This window comes from Oceanospirillum beijerinckii DSM 7166 (assembly GCF_000422425.1).
Classification (GTDB): Bacteria; Pseudomonadota; Gammaproteobacteria; order Pseudomonadales; family Halomonadaceae; genus Oceanospirillum; species Oceanospirillum beijerinckii.
Map to the genome: position 1 here is coordinate 628 of NZ_KE383832.1, position 18,248 is coordinate 18,875.

The 18,248-nt window shown below is 50.5% G+C and carries 11 protein-coding genes and 1 pseudogene; 7 read left to right on the plus strand and 5 right to left on the minus strand.

All coding sequences use genetic code 11. The annotated features are described in order from the left end of the window. Positions 1-5,573: DUF4347 domain-containing protein (locus H579_RS27130; RefSeq protein WP_036567231.1), on the minus strand; the 5,573-nt coding region annotated here is incomplete at its 3' end. A gap of 264 nt (positions 5,574-5,837) precedes the next feature. On the opposite strand from H579_RS27130, the pseudogene H579_RS30190 reads away from it, so the two are divergent. After that, positions 5,838-6,093, plus strand: a pseudogene (locus tag H579_RS30190) (IS4 family transposase); the annotation flags it as partial. 353 nt (positions 6,094-6,446) lie between these two features. After that, positions 6,447-7,844: a DEAD/DEAH box helicase gene (locus H579_RS27135; RefSeq protein ID WP_084624289.1), complete on the plus strand. Its 1,398-nt coding sequence runs from the start codon at positions 6,447-6,449 to the stop codon at positions 7,842-7,844. Positions 7,845-8,730: 886 nt separating this feature from the next. On the opposite strand, the gene H579_RS0122145 is transcribed toward H579_RS27135, so the two are convergent. Genes H579_RS0122145 through hemC form a run of 4 tightly spaced genes read right to left on the minus strand, consistent with a single transcriptional unit; the run spans position 8,731 to position 13,125 of the window. Further along, complete coding sequence (locus H579_RS0122145) at positions 8,731-9,963, minus strand: heme biosynthesis HemY N-terminal domain-containing protein (RefSeq protein ID WP_028302472.1); 1,233 nt, start codon at positions 9,961-9,963, stop codon at positions 8,731-8,733. 2 nt (positions 9,964-9,965) lie between these two features. Then, on the minus strand, positions 9,966-11,378 hold the full coding sequence (locus H579_RS0122150; RefSeq protein ID WP_028302473.1) for a uroporphyrinogen-III C-methyltransferase: 1,413 nt from the start codon (positions 11,376-11,378) through the stop codon (positions 9,966-9,968). 15 nt (positions 11,379-11,393) lie between these two features. Then, positions 11,394-12,194, minus strand: a complete 801-nt coding sequence (locus H579_RS0122155) for a uroporphyrinogen-III synthase (RefSeq protein ID WP_051228216.1) — start codon at positions 12,192-12,194, stop codon at positions 11,394-11,396. Beyond that, positions 12,187-13,125 (minus strand): hydroxymethylbilane synthase, encoded by a 939-nt coding sequence (gene hemC, locus H579_RS0122160; RefSeq protein WP_028302475.1) that lies wholly within the window; start codon positions 13,123-13,125, stop codon positions 12,187-12,189. Before hemC ends, H579_RS0122155 begins: the two co-directional genes overlap by 8 nt. A 375-nt stretch (positions 13,126-13,500) precedes the next feature. Between hemC and argH the strand changes: the two genes are divergently transcribed. The 5 genes from argH to H579_RS0122185 all read left to right on the plus strand — a co-directional run bounded on the left by argH (position 13,501) and on the right by H579_RS0122185 (position 18,168). Continuing rightward, positions 13,501-14,910 (plus strand): argininosuccinate lyase, encoded by a 1,410-nt coding sequence (gene argH, locus H579_RS0122165; protein ID WP_028302476.1) that lies wholly within the window; start codon positions 13,501-13,503, stop codon positions 14,908-14,910. A gap of 1 nt (position 14,911) precedes the next feature. Further along, on the plus strand, positions 14,912-15,115 hold the full coding sequence (gene lptM / locus H579_RS0122170) for an LPS translocon maturation chaperone LptM (protein WP_036567234.1): 204 nt from the start codon (positions 14,912-14,914) through the stop codon (positions 15,113-15,115). A gap of 77 nt (positions 15,116-15,192) precedes the next feature. Then, entirely contained in the window at positions 15,193-16,446 is a 1,254-nt protein-coding gene (lysA, locus tag H579_RS0122175; RefSeq protein WP_028302478.1) for a diaminopimelate decarboxylase, read from the plus strand. A 229-nt stretch (positions 16,447-16,675) separates the two neighbouring features. Next, the gene (gene dapF / locus H579_RS0122180) at positions 16,676-17,506 is read left to right on the plus strand and encodes a diaminopimelate epimerase (protein WP_028302479.1); all 831 of its coding nucleotides are present in this window, start codon (positions 16,676-16,678) and stop codon (positions 17,504-17,506) included. Continuing rightward, positions 17,503-18,168: a DUF484 family protein gene (locus tag H579_RS0122185; protein WP_028302480.1), complete on the plus strand. Its 666-nt coding sequence runs from the start codon at positions 17,503-17,505 to the stop codon at positions 18,166-18,168. The genes dapF and H579_RS0122185 overlap by 4 nt, the downstream gene beginning before the upstream one ends. The last annotated feature ends 80 nt before the right edge of the window (positions 18,169-18,248 follow it).

Here is an 18,248-nt window from a genome sequence, read left to right on the forward strand (position 1 = left end):
GGCTCTGGCTCTGGCTCTGGCTCTGGCTCCGGTTCTGGGGTCGGTGTGCCGCCACCACCTCCACCGCCCCCTGTGCTTGGAGGACTGGTTACATTGAGAGTTATGGTATTAGGTGTACTATCTGTTTCATTGGTTGTACTGTCATCTTCTACTGTAAAGGTGAAAGTATCAGTACCTGTTCCACTTGGGGTGTAAACCAGATTACCGATATCAGCCAGAGCAATCCAGTCGCCGTCACTAACAGCGTTACCATTCAGTTTCAGAGCACCATTATCAATGCTCTGAACATTCACCTGTACCCGATTCAACGTGTCACCAGTGTCCACATCGGTAAAGCCAAAATCACTGGCACTAAAGGTATGGGTTTGACTGGTATTAATAGAGACAGTTTTATCCGTGCCTTCCGGGGTATCTGAAGTATTAGTCAGATTCAGTGTGTAGGTTGCTTCAGGTGATATATGACCACCTGCATCCGTTACAGTCCATTTAAAGCTGGCAGCCCCCGTGCCAGCAAGGTTCGCTGTTGGCGTGAAATCCAGTTTGCTGATATCGTCAATATTAATATGTACGGTGCCAGTGAGATTACCTGCTGTTGTGTCATAGCTGATGCTGCCAACAGTGGATGTACCTGTCGTGCCGGTAGAATCCAGCGATAAAACACCACCCGTCACCGTTGAAGTGTCTATGGTAATATACTCAATATCATCTACAGGTCCTACGTCCTGCTCAGTGGGCAGCTCAGTTGCCGATAGATCAACTTTAGCTTCCTCATTACCAGTATCCGTATAACTGGTTGCAGTTGGTTTAGTTCCATCGACAACAGTCACCGTTGAAGTAATACCTCCGGTAGACCAGGTATCGTCACCACTGTTAGCAACACCTCCAGTATCCTGCACCGAGGTAATGGTCACAACACGGGCACCTTCAGTGAAGCCAGCTGCGGTATTTTGATAGGTCATCGCATCCAACAAACCTTCAATGGTCGCTTCTGCTATGCCTGCATGGGTAATAGTTACCGTCGCGGTGCCGGATGAGACAGCCACGCTGTAGCCAAGACTACTGCCACCAGTTGTGCCATTAGTACCATCTGTCAGTACGATTGCCGTGCTATCAAGATTGATCTTCTCATCTGCACCATCCTGCAGACCACTGATGGTAAAGGTCACGGTTTTGACCTGATCACCTGTATCAGGACTGGCCACATCAATCGCCGTACTGTTAAACAGATCGGTTGCAGCACCATTAACAGAGTTTCCACCCGTTCCGGTAGCACTGACGACAGGCTCATCGTTAACCGCTGTAATATTCACTGTAATGGTTGTCGCATTGGCTTCGGTACCACCTTCACCATCATTTACAGAGATTACAGCAGTGTCCGTTGCTGTACTATTAGCAGCCCCTTTGTAGGTCACATTAGAAGCGGTATCCAGAAAAGTATTAATAGCAGCTGCCGTACCCGTCAAAGTAATCGCATTGGTACCGCTATTACCTACCACAACGCCACCGGAGTCAGAAGCAGTCAAAACGGCGGAGCCATTGGTTGCAGTCAGAGTCGCAACCACATTACCTGTAGTATCCACATCAGCAAATACAGGTGAACCGGTCACCAGATTGGTTGCGGTATCTTCCACTGCGGTAATCGTTGAGGTTACACCAGTCAGTGTTGGTGCATCTTCAACAGCAGCCAGATTGATGGTCAAAGTAGCCGATGTCGAGGCATCACCGCCTGCATCGGTCACCGTGTAAAGTACAGAGCCAGGCGTGGTGCTATTAGCCGTCGGTGTAAACTGGATATTAGCAATGTTATCAACATGAATATGCTGCCCTGCCGTAAGTGCAGCCGGCTCATCGACCAAGGTAACGCTACCAGATCCGACACTTGATGTAGTACCTGATGTAGCTGCCGTACCAGTAAAGGCAAGCGTTCCGCCAGTAATAGTGCCAAGGGTGATAAACTCTAACACATCAGTTGCATTAGCCTCTTGCACCAGCACAATCTCTGATGCAGTCATGTTGAAAGGCGTGTCTTCGGTAGCAGATTTAGTGGCATTGGTCGCCGTTGGCGTATCGCCGTTAACCACATTAATTGTCGAGGCTATCGATGCCGTAAGCGTATCATCACCTCCGTTAGCCGTCCCCCCTTCATCCTGCACCTGAGTGAGGGTAAAGACACGATTCCCCGTTGTTACTGCACCCAAAGTATTCTGATATGTCATGCCATCTAAGGCAGTTTGGAAAACGGTGTTGGCGACAGCCGCGCCCGCAGGCCCTGTAATAACAACGGTCGCAGTACCAGCATTGTGGGTAACCTGATAAGCAATATTGTTGCCTGTCGCAGTTGTCTGACCGACAGTTGTCATAAGATCAACAGTGGAACTATCAATGATCAGCTTTTCGTTGCCGGTATCCACCAGACCACTGACCGTAAAGGTTACGCTGGCAATATTTTCGGCTGTATCTACCGCACTGATCGCCGTACTGGAAAAGACAGAAACCGCCGAGCCACCACCCGCTGCCAAGCTATTATCACCAGTCGCAGAGGCTGTAGGTTCTTCATTAACATTGTCAACCGTGACTGCTAATATATCACTCTTGGTATTGCCCGCATTATCGGTCGCTAATACAGTAATGTTATGGCTTGTATTATTTTCTCTGTTTAACAGGCTGCCATCTGCTACCGTGACATTACCGGAGGAATCAATTGCAAATCGACCTCCCGCATCATCAGTTAATGAATAGCTAATGCCATCAGAACCACCACCCGAAACAGTACCGACGGCAGTTGTATTAGCGCTATTTTCATAAATAGAGAGAGACCCTGTTAATGTGCCTGGAGAGTCATTATCAACCGCCGCATTCGTGGTATCAGCGGCCATTGTGGCATTACCGGCATTATCCGTGGCAGTCACCGAAACATTGAGACTAGTACCGTCAATACTGTTGCCGCTGCCACCGTCTTCGGTAATAGTATAAGTGGCAGTCCAAGTACCACTGCTTTCACTGGCAGCGACTGCAGAGCCGCCACCAAAAGCAGAGAAATCCACCATTGCGCTGGAAATAGTATCGCCGTTATTGTCACCGCCAGCGGTATTGTTCCAGGTCACTGTGACCGTATCACCGACCTTAAAGACACCCGCAGTACCGGAGGCACCGGAAATACTGATATTGCCATCTGAGACCACAGGGGAGTCATTATCAAAGGTTGCATTGCTGGTATCAGCCGTCGTCGTAGCATTACCGGAGTTATCAGTAGCAGTCACCGAGACATTGAGGTTGGTACTATCAAGACTGCCGCCGCCATCTTCGGTGATAACATAAGTAGCAGTCCAAATACCACTGCTGTCACTGGCTGCTACCGCAGCACCACCACCAAAGGCTGAGAAATCAACTGTAGCACTGGAAATATCACCGTTATTATCGCCACTACCGGTATTGTCCCAAGTAACAGTAACGGTATCGCCTACTTTGTACGCACCAGCTGTACCAGAGGCACCGGAAATACTGATATTACCATCAGTGATTGTTGGAGGTTGGTTGTCAAGCGTCAGATTCGAGGTATCACTTGTCGTTGTTGTGTTACCGGCATTATCGGTAGCCGTCGCCGATACATTTAAACTGGTGCCATCAGTATTGCCTGCAACCACACTATAACTTGCAGTCCAAACACCACCACTTTCGGTCGCAGCCACAGCAGCACCGCCACCAAAGGCAGAAAAGTCGAAGGTTACCCCTGAGATTGTGTCAGTATTATTATCACCAGTACCGCTGTTATCCCAGGTTGCAGTGATGATATCGCCAACCACATAACTACCAGCATTAGTACCAACAGAAGTAATCGCGATATGAGAATCACTCACCACAGGGGATTGGTTATCTACCTTAGCATTCGTTGTATCAGCCGTGGTGGTCGTATTACCAGCATTATCAGTCGCCGTTAGTGATACATTCTTACCGGTGCCATCAATAGATCCTTCTTGTATCGTATACGATGCAGTCCAAGTGCCGCTACTGTTACTGGCCGCAACCGCTGCACCACCACCAAATTCAGTAAAATCAACGGTAGCCGAAGAGATGTCACTATTGTTATCGCCACCTGCGGTGTTGTTCCAGGTCACGGTAATCGTATCGCCTACTATATAGGCACCACCCGTACCGCTGGCACCGGAAATACTGATATTGCCATCCGTCACAGTTGGTACCACATTATCAGCGGTTAAATTGGTAGTGTCCGCCGTAGTTGTCGTATCACTGCCTGTAGCGCTGATAGAAACATTTAAACTGTCGCTATCAATGGAACCGCTGGTCAGCGTGTAAGACGCTGTCCACTTATCACCACTATTAATCGCAGTAACAGCCGCCCCACCACCGAATGCGGAAAAATCAGCAGTAACTCCCGTGATACCGGAATTATTATCACCAGTAGCCGAAGTATTGTCCCATTCTACCGTAACGGTATCGCCAATCTTATAGATACCACCGGCGCCAGAACCAGTTGATGTTATTGAAATATTGCCATCGGTGACGGTGGGGGCGCTGGTTGGGCTGACAAAATTCGTGATCTCCAATCCTGTCACGCCGAAGTCACTGGCGGAAATTGGGCCATTCGACGTATCAATAGCACCTGACAGTGTCAGTTCTATTGATGCCACACCCGATGTGCCGCTAAAATCACTGTTTAATTTTGATGATAAATCGACACCACCTTCAGTGGAAAGATCGTCAGCTGTATAAGTGCTAATCGTTCCCCCGTCTGTATTTTTTAATACCAAGGAAATATCGATCGTAGTGGTGCTCGAATTCAGTGTCCAAGACCGTATGGATATTTCATCTAATGTAAACGATTCTGCATTTGTACCGTCTGCTTTAATAATGTGTGTAAAGGTTGATAGATTAACTGCTGATGCATAAACAGCACCACCACCACTACTAAAAGCCTCCGCATTATTTACATATTCAAGTTGGTTACTTGTTCCTGATATGGTCTGGTAGCCGGATGTAGCTGTATCATTGCCACCAAGGTTCAAACTGGCCATATTATAAGTGGCCAACAGATGGTTATAGTGAAAGTCAGCTGCATAAAGTTTCTCGCCATCTTTTTGCCCAATCTGGCCGGATTGTACTTCTAAATCCCAGTCTCCGCCCTTATCCACAGCACCGGTTAAATCGTCGGATGCAGCTACATCCGCGCCAGTAGCTTGCGCGAGTTTGCCGATAAAAGCGGTACCGGTTTGATTGGCCGCGGCATTACAGCCATAGAGCAAAATATCACCGTCTTCAGCCAGAGCAGAACCTATCTGACTAAGTTGGACCTGGTACTGACTAAGGTTATCAGAAGAGAGCGTGGCGCTGCCCAACTGCTGAGTACTGTCTGCACCATGTCCAAGCACATGGATGGCATCATAATCGGTGTGAGACATGGCCCAATCGGCCATTACCTGAACACCATCCTGGTCCGGTGCGACCAGCACCACTGCCATGCCCTGCGGTAGAGCATCAATGAGCGTCTGGTAATCCGGCAGGCCGGTATCGATAAAGGTAACTTGTTTATGGTTTTGCGGATAAACGGGAGACATAGGGAGCCGCTCTATTAAATATTATGTAAGGTGTGTGGGCTTTAAGGCAGATTAAAAAGCATTAGAATTATCTTCTAAGCTTCTTTCACCGCAAAACAACCTGATGGTGGCTGCCATTTCTTTGGATGAGTTTATCATTACTGTAGGGGGGGAAAAATCTGAAAGTCCGGTATAAATCAGACAGAAAAAAGTGAATGAGCCTGAGATAGCTTGCAATAGGGGTATTTCACTCCACCGGTTGATTCACTATGACGCAGCTCATTAACCATGCTAGATGACTATTGCATGCGACGGTCAATCGAAATACTGTAAAAAGAGAGGGTTTAACCTGGAGGAGAAAGGCTTGCGGGATATACAGGGAGTGGAACGACTGTTTGCAGTGGTTGTGCTGAGCTTTTGCTGGCGCCACCATATAGGCTGCTTAAAATACTGAAACATGGGAGGGCAACAAATCAATCACCTTATTGCCCTCATCTACCGCAAGAAGCCTAGAGTCTGTGCCACTTCCGGCTATTTCTGAGAATTGTCCCCCTACAGAGAGACAGGTATTGTGTGTCTGTTAGCCTTGTCAGGCAAGAGCCTCAGTGTCAAAAGCTTATGTTGGATAGGTTTCATAAAATACTAAAATTAGTGGCTAATATAAGGGTTTAGAGTCTGCCATTACGATTGGAAAAAAATCCATCTATTCTGCTGCGTGGTGATCTAATGTCTTTGGCCTGTAGTGTGCTTTCCGCCTTAAAAACGGGTCAGAGAATACCCAGGTTTGTGCTATCCTTGCGTCAATTACACTTTCTTTTTATCGGGGCTTGAGCTGTTATTTCAGCCGTTATTCTTCAGGTCTTTGATTCCATTCTGTTTTTGAGGTGCACTTCTTTGTTTACCGAGCTTTCTTTGCATGAACGCCTGTTAAAGGCGTTGGATAAACTTGAATTTACCGAGCCGACACCTGCTCAGGCGGAGACTATTCCGGCTGCTATGGCGCAAAAGGACCTGTTGGTAAGTGCGGAGACCGGTAGTGGTAAAACAGCAGCGTTCTTGTTGCCGATACTGCACCATTTCTTGCAGAACCCGTCTCCAAACACCGGTGCCCGTGCGCTGATTCTAGCGCCGACCCGTGAGCTGGTGCGTCAGATCTACAAGCACTTTACCGAGCTGGCGGCTTTCACCCATGTAAAAGCGACCTGGATTATCGGTGGTGATGGCTTTAAATATCAAAAAGCCATGCTGCGTAAAAATCCTGAGATTATTATCGCCACTCCGGGCCGTCTGGCGGAGCACCTGGAGAAAGAGTCCCTTGATCTGAGTGATCTTGAATATCTGGTGTTGGATGAAGCGGACCGCATGTTGGACATGGGCTTTAAAGAGGAGCTGGAGACCATTACGGCCAGCTGTCGCCCTGAGCGCCAGACCATGTTGTTCTCTGCGACCATCAGTCATCCGGGTGTACGTAAGGTGGCTGAGGCGACCCTGAAAGAACCTGAAGTGATTATGATCAACACCGTACGTGATCAACACTCGGGTATTACCCAGAAATATCTGTTGGCCGATGACAGCAAACATAAAGATGCCATGCTGGTACGTCTGCTTAATGATCAGTCCTATGAAAAAGCGCTGATCTTTGTTAACAAGAAGACCGAGGCGGATCGCCTGGGCGGCTTCCTGCGCTATAAAGATGTGCGCTCCGTGGTACTGCATGGGGATATGGATCAGGATACCCGTAATCATGTGATGAATCTGATGCGTCGCGGCCATATCAATGTCATGGTAGCCACCGATGTGGCTGCCCGAGGTCTGGATGTGTCCGGTATTGAGCTGGTCATCAACTACGATATGGCCCGTAAAGGTGATGACTATGTGCACCGTATTGGCCGTACTGGTCGTGCGGGTGCTACAGGTATCGCGATCTCTATGATTATGCCTCAGGAGTGGAACCTGAAAGCGGCCATTGAGCGCTATCTGCAGGTAGATTTCGAACAGACTCGTGTCAAAGGCCTGGAGGGCAAATATAAAGGCCCTAAGAATGTGAAGGCCAGCGGCAAGGCAGCGGGTAAGAAGAAGCCTAAAACAGCTGCAGAGAAGAAGGCTCAGAAGGATAAAAAGAAAGGTCAGGAGAAAAAAGCAGCTAAGCGCTCTGCTCGCCGTAATGTGGAGGCTCTTGGGGATGGACCAGCCCGTCGCCGTCCGGCACCTGTTGAGCGCAAGAGTGTTGGTTTTGGCACGATTAAGAAAAGAAGCAACGAAACTTATAAGCCAGACAGTGATGAAGAGTAATCTTCTGGATGCTCTGATCTGGACTGTTTAGTCGTTAGCTGAGCAGGTGTTCAGTTCAGCTTGACTGGTTTCTTGATAAAGCCTCTTCTGGTGAAAACTGGAGGAGGTTTTTTTATGCCTGATTCGTTTATCTATCGCTCTCACGTCTTAGTGATTGGGCAAAAAAAATGCCCGATAGGAGGGGACCTATCGGGCTAGACCGTGATTAGCTTGATGAGGAGATAAACCAAAAGTAGGAAACCTGAACCCTTTAAACTTGGCTTACTCAATGCTTCTTTCAAAGCATGATCAAATGATAGTGATTATCGTTTGCTGTGTAAAGCATTATTTGAGAATTATTCTCAAATAATTTACAGATAATATTCTGCGTGACCCGTGTTGAGTGATATGGCTTCAGGATTTGGCTGTTATGGCTTGCGGTGTGGTGCTATGTGAATAGACCATGTGGTGCTATTGCTAAAGCTTGTCCATGAGGATAGGGATTCTCGCAGCAGAGAGTAAAAGTGACAGGCAAAAAAATGCCCGATAGGAGGGGACCTATCGGGCGAGACCGTGATTAGCTTGATGAGGAGATAAACCAAAACTGACGGGAACCTGAACCCTTTCTGGTTTAAATCGTGCTTAATCTCTTAAGCATGGTTAGATGTTAATGGTTCTCATTAATGATGTAAAGGGTTTTGAGAATTATTTCCATTAAGTGTTTATTTGATATAAGAATCAGTGAGTTAGCATTGCAACTAAGATTAAACCCAGTCGACAAAGTGATAGGCTTAAATAGCAGGCACTAAAAAAGCCGACTCACATCATAAGTCGGCTTTTAGTCCTGCGCTGGTCTGATTGAGTACCCCGGCTTCGTCAGGGTACCCGAATCAGGACAGCCATCGGCTTAGGCTTTAACTGCCTCCGGCATTGGCAAGCCTGGCAGGTTGTAACCGGCCAGATCAAGACAATACTGGTAGTATTCCTGGCTCTTTGCTGTATTGCCCATACTGGCATACAGACGGCTTAGTTCAGCCGCAGTGGTAGCCAGAGGGTTCTTACGGAAGCTCTGCTCCAGGTAGTCAGCGCCTTTGTCCCAATCCTGATTACGCAGGCTCAGGCGACCTGCGGTCAGTAGCAGGCTGGCGCTCTCTGGGTACTGCTCCAGCCACTTCTGAGTTTGTTTCAGGCGATGATCGTTATCACCCTTGCTGATCAGACCAAATATGACCACCAGCTCATCGGACCAGTGTTTACGCAGTCGATCTTGCAGGAAGCGCTCCAGTACCAGTTCAGCACCGCATGCCAGCAGGCTGCGGGCATAGGCTTCAGCCAGCTTATTGTTATACTTCAGTTCGCCAGGCGTCTTCTTCCAGATCGCCTGAACGGCTTCCCGACGACTGTCGTCATCCATCTCCTGAGTGTTTTTAAACATGGAGATATGCAGGGAAGTCAGCAGCTCTTTGCCTTCATCGTCACTGACGATATTGTTTTTCAGCAGCTGAGGGTACAGCTCGCTCAGACTCTGCCAGTCTTCCAGCTTGCGATACACCTTCATCAGGGTTTTCAGCACCCAGCGATGACGAGGATTCTTTTTCTGCAGGCGTAGCAGAGAAGCCAGGCACTGTTCGTACTGACCTCGCTCATACTGAATCTCTGCTTGAGAGATAGATACCGCAGTTTCGGCACTGGGTGTGCTTTCCAGTGCTTTTTGCAGCAGCTGATCGGTCTGTTCGTTACGACCCTGAGCATGTGCCGCACGGGCGGCGGCCAGATAGTTGATCAGAGGCGTACCGGAACGACCCGCACTCTTATCCAGCAGACGCTCCGCTTTACGCCACTGACCTTCGGCCAGCAGTAAGAGGCCACGTACAGTAGAGCGTAGCGCACGCTTGTCACGGTTATCACCGGACAGCAGGTTCAGCGTACGGATCGGGTGACGTACACCAGCCAGCATGCGCATCAGAATATGGAAACCGACGACCATGGCCAGAATTAGGATCAGAGCGACCCACAGGGACATCTCAACTGTGGTTTGCCCCCAGCTAAACAGCACATAACCCGGGTCTTTACGCATAATCAGGCCGGCAAACATACCGGCTGCCAGTGCGAGAACCCCAGCGATATAAAGGCGTTTCATGATTAAGACTCCTTCTTAGCTGCCGGCTTAAAGCGCTCTTGCTGCAGTTCACGCAGCAGCTGCAGAGAACCGGAGATCTCAGGTTTATCCAGCTCAATTGTCGCTTTAGACAGTTTGTCTAACTCGGCAACAACCGCCTGGGATTTATGCTGAGTCATATCGAAGTGATCTTTAATCCACTGTGAAGCCTGGGTCAGCAGGCTGGTGTACAGTTTGGTTTCACCCTTCACCATAGCGATTTGAGCCTGTTGAATGGTCAGGCGCAGGTTATGACGCAGGTACATGCTTTCTTCTGGTGGCAACAGTGGGGTAATCGCTTCGTCACGGTGACGGATAATCACCAGGCTCTTCGCTTCCTGCCAGACCGCTTTCCAAACCGGAACTTCGTCGTTGAGGGTCATATCAAAGCCATTTTTGATCTGGCTGTGGTTGCCTGGCTCCATTGGCAGAGGCAGTTGGTCCACCTGATTTTCCAGTGCGGCCAGGGCAAAGAACAGACCGCTGGTATCTACAGGGGTTACGGTCGAAACTTTCAGGCGCTCATCAGCGATCGCTTCACGTACTGCGAACAGGCTAGGGTTATCTGCTTCCATCAGACGCTTATCGGCGCTGGCCAGCAGTTTTTCTGCACCCTTGATATCGCCTTCCAGTTGCAGTCTGTGGTTCGCCAGACGCAGCAGGTATTCCGCTTCTGCTTGCAACCAGTCGCTTGGTTTAGGTGCTTGAGACTTCGCCAGTTCACCGGCCAGGTCGATCATCTGCTGGCGTTGCTTGCTCTGCTCGCTGGCCAGTTTCTGAGTCTGGGATGGCAGCTGCTTCAGGCTGTTCAGAGCGCTGATCTGCTGACCCTGCTGTTCCAGTTGGCTACGCAGCTGCTCATTGGCGTCCGCCAGTGCTTGCATCTGCTGTACGGTTTTCTCTTTCTGCAGCCAGACGGTGTAACCCGCCGCGGAAGCCGCACCCAGAGACAGAATAATAGCGATAGTGGCCAGAGTCTTAGACCCCTTACCACCGGATTGCTGTTCATTGTTTGCCTCAGGAGCAGCTGGGGCTACTGGAGCCGCTGCTTGAGGCGCTTCGGCAGGCTTTTCTGCTGCTGGCTCACTAGCCTCTTCTGCACTTTGAGCAGATTGCTGATTAGCCGGAGCTTTATTTTGTGAACGGCCTTTTTTGCCACGAGCAGGCTTTTTATTCGCAGTCGGTGTGTTATCTGCGGCTTGCTCTGGCTTGTTCTCTTCCTGCGCGGGCTCTTCGTTAGCTTGCGCTTCTTGAGCTTTCACTTCCTGAGCTTGCGCTTCTGGAGCCTGTTGCTCTTGAGGTTGAGTGTCCTGAGCCTTTTCCTGAGAAGGGGCGTCAGAGGTCTTGCTTTGTTCAGTGTTGTTCTGTGGTTCAGGATTGTTTTGCTTATCGCTCATAGCATAGCCTCATGCTTAGCTTTGACTGGCGATGGATTCCAGTGCAGCTAATTGCCAGTGAATACCCGCTCCTTTGGCCTGGACAATCTTTTTGAAACCCAAAACTCGGGCCTCTTGTCGCAGACGAGGGCTGGAAACCAGCACTATTTTTTCCAACAGCGGGCCGGTGCTGCCTGCCAGCTGTACCAAATTATTTAACGCCTCTGAACTGCTGATCATCAGCACGTCCAGTTCGGCAAATTGTAAAACGTCCCGTTCTGCGCTCAGCAGATTAGGCAGTGTTCTACGGTAAAGCAGTAGCTCTGTCAGCGATGCTCCCCGTGCAGTCAGAGTGTCGAACAGCATTGAGCGACCTCCCTCACCTTTGCAGAGCAGAATCTTGTCGCCAGAGACCTGTTGCAGCTCCGGCAGGTCCAATAATGCTTCGCTATTATCCCCATGTTTGGGGCAGAGCACAGGTAGACCAAAGGCGGCAAGGATATCCGCTGAGCCGGAACCTGGGGTAAACCAATACACCTCAACCGGAGGTTGAGGCCAGTACATATCCATGCGTTCAACAAATAGACGGGCTGCGTTGGGACTGATGCAGATCACCTTGTTGAAATGATCCAGGTTGAGCAAATGAGTGCGCTCAACCGGACTTTCTTCCCGCTCCTCAATCGCCAGCAGGGGAATATGCAATACTTCGGCACCTGCCTGCAACAGAGTCGTACGTAGTTTTTCACCCTGACCTTCGGGTCGGGTAATCACAACGCGCAGTGGCATCTGGTCAGATCGGCGCACCAGTGTATCAGGACGGAGCGGCTGATCAGGCACGATTATAGACCCGATCCAGAATCGCTTTGGCACCCTGGGCGACGAGATCTTCCGCCACGGCGACGCCTAAGGCTTCAGGATCGTTGGCCGGGCCAATCTGCTCGGCACGCAGTAGCTGGCTGCCATCCGGCTCACCCACTAATGCACGCAGACGGATATTAGCACCGTTATCGATCAGTTCGGCATAGCCACCAATAGGTACCTGACAGCCGCCTTCCAGATGACGGTTCATGGCACGCTCGGCGCGTACGGTGTTCCAGGTATCTTCATCTTTCAGTGGTGTGATCAGATCAATGATGGCCTGATCACCGGCACGGGTTTCGATGCCCAGCGCACCCTGGCCTACTGCAGGCAGGCTCAGTTCAGCAGACATCTCCTGTTTGATGCGGTCATCCATTTCCATACGCTTCAGACCCGATGTGGCCAGAATGATGGCATCAAACTCACCGGCATCCAGCTTACCCAGACGGGTCTGCACATTACCGCGCAGGCTTTTCACTACCAGGTCGGGGCGATTGGCGCGGGCCTGCAGCTCGCGACGCAGACTGGACGTGCCCAGCACTGCACCTTCCGGCAGCTCCTCAAAGCTGTTGTACTTATTGGACACAAAAGCATCCGTTGGCGCATGGCGCTGACAGATCACCGGCAGATCAAAGCCTTCCGGCAGTACCATAGGTACATCTTTCATGGAGTGCACGGCGATATCCGCACGGCCTTCCTGCATCGCCAGCTCCAGCTCTTTAACAAACAGCCCCTTACCGCCAATCTTGGCCAGAGGCGTGTCCAAGATTTTGTCACCCTGAGTGCTCATCGGCACCAGTTCAACGGTCAGATCGGGATGCAGGGCTTGCAGGCGGGCCTGAATATGCTCAGCCTGCCACATAGCCAACGGGCTTTTGCGGGTGGCGATACGGACTACTTGTGTGCTCATGAAATCAGAAACTCGGCCTAATTCAGGGCGGATCTGAGGTCAGTTTACCGAACCGCCAAACATAAGTGTGAAAAACAGGAGGGCTGATTCTATCAAAGCCGGGGCATTTAAACACCGATACTAGTGGGTAAGATAAATTTTTTGTCGGCGTCTTGCCTGAATGGGTGTCTTAATGTGCCTGTATTTGTCCATATTTCGCCATAAATGAAAGCGATGCTTATCGCTTCGGCTCTATGGGGATCAGGCAATCATGCTGTTATAATGCGCTCAACAGTGAATACGTGACGTGGTCCCGATAAAAAGATCAGCACGTAAGCTAATTTTATCAATCCAGGCAGTGTTTGCCGGGGCGATTTAAGTTTATGAGGATATGCAATGAGTGATACTAACGGTCAGGCAGAAAACACCAACCAGCAGTGGGGTGGACGTTTCAGCGAGCCTGTGGATGCTTTTGTCGCACGCTTTACCGCATCCGTTGATTTTGATCAGCGTATGGCGAACCAGGATATCCAGGGTTCCATTGCCCACGCGACCATGCTGGCTAAAGTCGATGTACTGACCGAGGAAGAGCGTGATCAGATTATTCAGGGGCTGACCGAAATCCGCGAAGAGATCGCCAAGGGTGAATTCCAGTGGTCGGTTGAGCTGGAAGATGTGCATATGAATATCGAAGCGCGTCTGACCCAGAAGATCGGTATCACAGGTAAGAAACTGCACACCGGTCGTTCCCGTAACGATCAGGTGGCGACGGATATCCGTCTTTATCTGCGTGATGAGATCGATCATATCAGCTCAGAGCTGACCCGCCTGCAGCAAGGCCTGCTGGATCTGTCGGAAAAAGAAGCCGATACCATTATGCCGGGCTTCACTCACCTGCAAACTGCACAGCCGGTGACTTTTGGTCACCACCTGATGGCGTGGTTTGAGATGCTGAGCCGTGACTATGAGCGTCTGCAGGATTGCCGTAAGCGCATCAATATTCTGCCTCTGGGTGCGGCAGCGCTGGCAGGTACGACGTATCCGATCGACCGTCATATGACCGCTGAGCTGCTGGGCTTTGAGCGTCCAACAGAGAACTCACTGGATTCCGTATCCGACCGTGATTTTGCTATCGAGTTTACCTCCGCGGCCAGTCTGATCATGATGCACCTGTCCCGTATGTCGGAAGAGCTGGTGCTGTGGACCTCGGCGCAGTTTAACTTTATCAATCTGCCGGACCGCTTCTGTACCGGTTCTTCCATTATGCCGCAGAAGAAAAACCCGGATGTGCCTGAGCTGGTGCGTGGTAAGAGTGGTCGTGTATTTGGTCACCTGTTCTCACTGCTGACCCTGATGAAGTCTCAGCCGCTGGCTTACAACAAAGATAACCAGGAAGATAAAGAGCCGCTGTTTGATACCGTGGATACGCTGCAAGGTTCTCTGCGTGCCTTTGCCGATATGATTCCGGCCATTGAGTCCCGTAAAGAAGAGATGCGTGAAGCCGCGCTGCGTGGTTTCTCTACCGCAACGGATCTGGCAGATTACCTGGTACGTAAAGGTATTCCATTCCGTGACTCTCACGAAATTGTTGGTAAATCTGTGGCTTACGGTGTTGAGACCGGTAAAGATCTGGGTGAGATGAGCCTGGAAGAGCTGCAGCAGTTCTCCGATGAGATCACTCAGGATGTGTTTGATGTCCTGACGCTGGAAGGTTCTGTTAGTGCCCGTAACCATATCGGTGGTACGGCTCCGGATCAGGTGCGTGCAGCGGTTCAGCGCGGCCGCGATGTGCTGGCACAGCGTTAAGATGATGGCTCAGATTAAAAAGGCCTTAGGCGTCGGTTTAATGGCCGGTTTCCTACTGGCTGGTTGCGGACAGAAGGGACCTTTATATCATCCTGAGGCCAAGCTTTCGGAAGCCAACACCGCTGAAGCTAAGGTCTCAGAAGCTAAGACTTCAGAAACTAAGGCTTCAGAAACTAAGGCTTCAGAAGCCGCAAGTGCTGAGTAAGCACAGCAGAATCTATACCCTATTTTGCAAGCGATCTGTGCGCAGATCGCTTGGTCTACATAAGAGCAGACAACAGCATGGATTTTTTTAATTATCAGGGTTCCAGCCTGTACGCTGAAGGTGTCGCTGTCTCCCAACTGGCAGAACAGTACGGCACCCCGCTTTACGTCTATTCACGCAAAACTCTGGAGCGTCACTACCGCGCTTATGACGATGCCCTAGCCGCACAAGATCACCTGATCTGTTATGCGGTAAAAGCCAACTCCAATCTGGCGGTACTGAATGTTCTGGCTCGCCTGGGTGCCGGTTTTGATATCGTGTCTGTCGGTGAACTGGAGCGAGTTCTGACCGCCGGTGGTGATCCGGCGAAAGTGATCTTCTCTGGTGTTGGCAAGCAGCCCGCTGAGATGCGTCGTGCATTAGAAGTGGGTATTAAGTGTTTTAACGTTGAGTCTGAAGCTGAGCTGGAACGCTTGAGCGAAGTTGCCTCTGCGATGGGCGTACAAGCCCCGGTTTCCCTGCGTGTGAACCCGGATGTGGACGCACAGACTCACCCGTATATCTCCACTGGTCTGAAAGAGAACAAGTTTGGTATCTCAATCGATCGTGCGGAAGAGGTGTACCGGAAGGCGGCGTCTCTGCCGAATCTGGATGTAAAAGGTGTGGACTGCCATATCGGTTCTCAGCTGACTCAGAGCGAACCTTTCCTTGATGCACTGGATCGTCTGCTGGTGTTGATTGATCGTTTGGCAGAGAACAATATTCAGATCACTCACCTGGATCTGGGTGGTGGTCTGGGTGTGCGTTACGATAACGAGACACCGCCAGAGCCAAGTGACTACGCGCATCTGGTTCTGGAGCGCCTGGGTGATCGTGCCTTGACGCTGATTATGGAGCCGGGGCGTTCTATTGCTGCCAATGCCGGTATCTTGCTGACCCGTGTAGAGTATCTGAAGCCAACAGAAGCGAAGAACTTTGCGATTGTGGATGCAGCTATGAACGATCTGCTGCGCCCATCACTGTACAGCGCCTGGCAGGCCATTATTCCTGCTGAGCAGCCAGCCGATGATGTGGCGGTAGAAGAGTACGATCTGGTAGGTCCTATCTGTGAGACTGGCGACTTTATCGGTAAAAATCGTAAGCTGGCGCTGAAACAGGGTGATCTGCTGGCGGTACGTTCTGCCGGTGCTTATGGTTTTGCTATGTCTTCCAACTACAACAGCCGTAACCGAGCAGCTGAGGTGATGGTGGATGAGGAACAGAGCTTCCTGGTACGCCGTCGCGAGACCTTTGAACAACAGATTGCCGGTGAGAGTGTAATTCCGGGTTAAGTACTTATGAGCGCTTAACCATTCCTGATAAGTTTCTTGGTATTAGAGTAGATTGGATAAGCGAAGCGTCATCCGACATCGTTCTCTGATACCGAGTTATTGTCGGAAGGCGCCTTGCGGCTTTTCCGACCTACAAAAATTATCTGGATAAGCTTGTGCTTGGGAACAAACATTTTTACCCGATAGAAAAGATAACCAGGCCGGTGCGCCGGTCTGGAGGAGAAAGGCAATGCTGCTGAAATTTACCAAGATGCATGGCTTGGGCAACGACTTTATGGTGGTTGACCTGGTCTCCCAACGGGCGCGCATCTTTCCTGATCAGGTGCGCAGTTTGGCTGACCGTAACTTTGGTATCGGTTTTGACCAGCTGTTGATCGTGGAGCCCCCGGGTGATCCTGATATGGATTTTCGCTACCGCATCTACAATGCCGATGGCAGCGAAGTGGAGCAATGCGGTAACGGTGCCCGCTGTTTTGCCCGTTTTGTTTATGACAAACGTCTGACCAGCAAAAAGGCCATCAAGGTGGAAACCTCCGGTGGCAATATCGAACTGCGCCTGACCGATGATGGCTGGGTGACCGTCGATATGGGCGAGCCGCGCCTGATCCCAAATCAGATTCCGTTTGATGCAGATCTGCAAGCCAGTTGTTATCCTATTCTTGTGAATGGCCAATCCTACGATATTGGTGCGGTGTCTATGGGTAATCCTCATAGCGTACTGGTGGTGGATGATGTGGATACGGCTCCGGTAGAAACGCTGGGGCCGGCCATTGAAAGCCACAAGCGTTTCCCGAATCGCGTCAACGCCGGTTTTATGCAGGTGATCAGCCGGAATGAGATCAAGCTCAGAGTCTATGAGCGCGGTGCCGGTGAAACCCTGGCCTGTGGTACCGGTGCTTGTGCAGCGGTTGTGGCAGGTCGTGTGCAAGGTTTGTTGGATGATGAGGTGAAGGTTCATCTGCCAGGTGGTACTCTAAAAATTCAATGGCAGGGCGAAGGTTATCCTGTTTTGATGACAGGCCCCGCCACCCGGGTATTTGAAGGACAAATTTATCTATGATCGACGCTCAGGCAGTAGCGGAATATCTGCAACAACACCCAGAATTTTTTCAGCAGCATGAGCACTTGCTGTTGGAGCTGACGCTCCCCCACCCCAGTGGGCGGGCGGTGTCTTTGCTGGAGCGGCAGTTAGAACTACTGCGTGATCGCCTGTCCGAGCGGGAAAGCCATCTGGACAACTTGCTGGATACTGCCCGTCATAACGATGGGCAGTTGGCCCGGGTCAGACGCCTGGTGCTGGCGTTGCTGGATAGTGAGGATCTGAATGAGCTGGCATCTACTCTGGCGGAACAGCTGAGAAATAGCTTTGGTACGGACCATTGCCGTTTGGTACTGACTAATTTACCAGACAGTGATTATATCAATACATCCCAGCTGGTTGTGCAACCGCCTAATGCCCTGGTGGCTTTGATACAAGCCCTGATGCCGGATGGCGATAAGTATTGTGGTGCGGTCTCTGCTGAACAGCTGGAGCAGCTGTTTGAATTAGGGATGGTCGCCAATGGTTCAGCGGTACTGATTGCCTTGAGCCAAGGTGCGGTTAAAGGTTACCTGTTACTGGGTAGCGAAAAGTCCGATTACTTCCAGAATGAGATGGGTACCGATTTTGCCCAATATGTGGGTGATGTGATTGCCCGTTTGCTGAATCTGCTAACGAGCTGACCCATTTCTGGTTGTGACCGCTGACATCCTCTCGAGCTGCTTGCGGGCTGTTTCTTTCTATGCTTTTTATCTTTGATTTA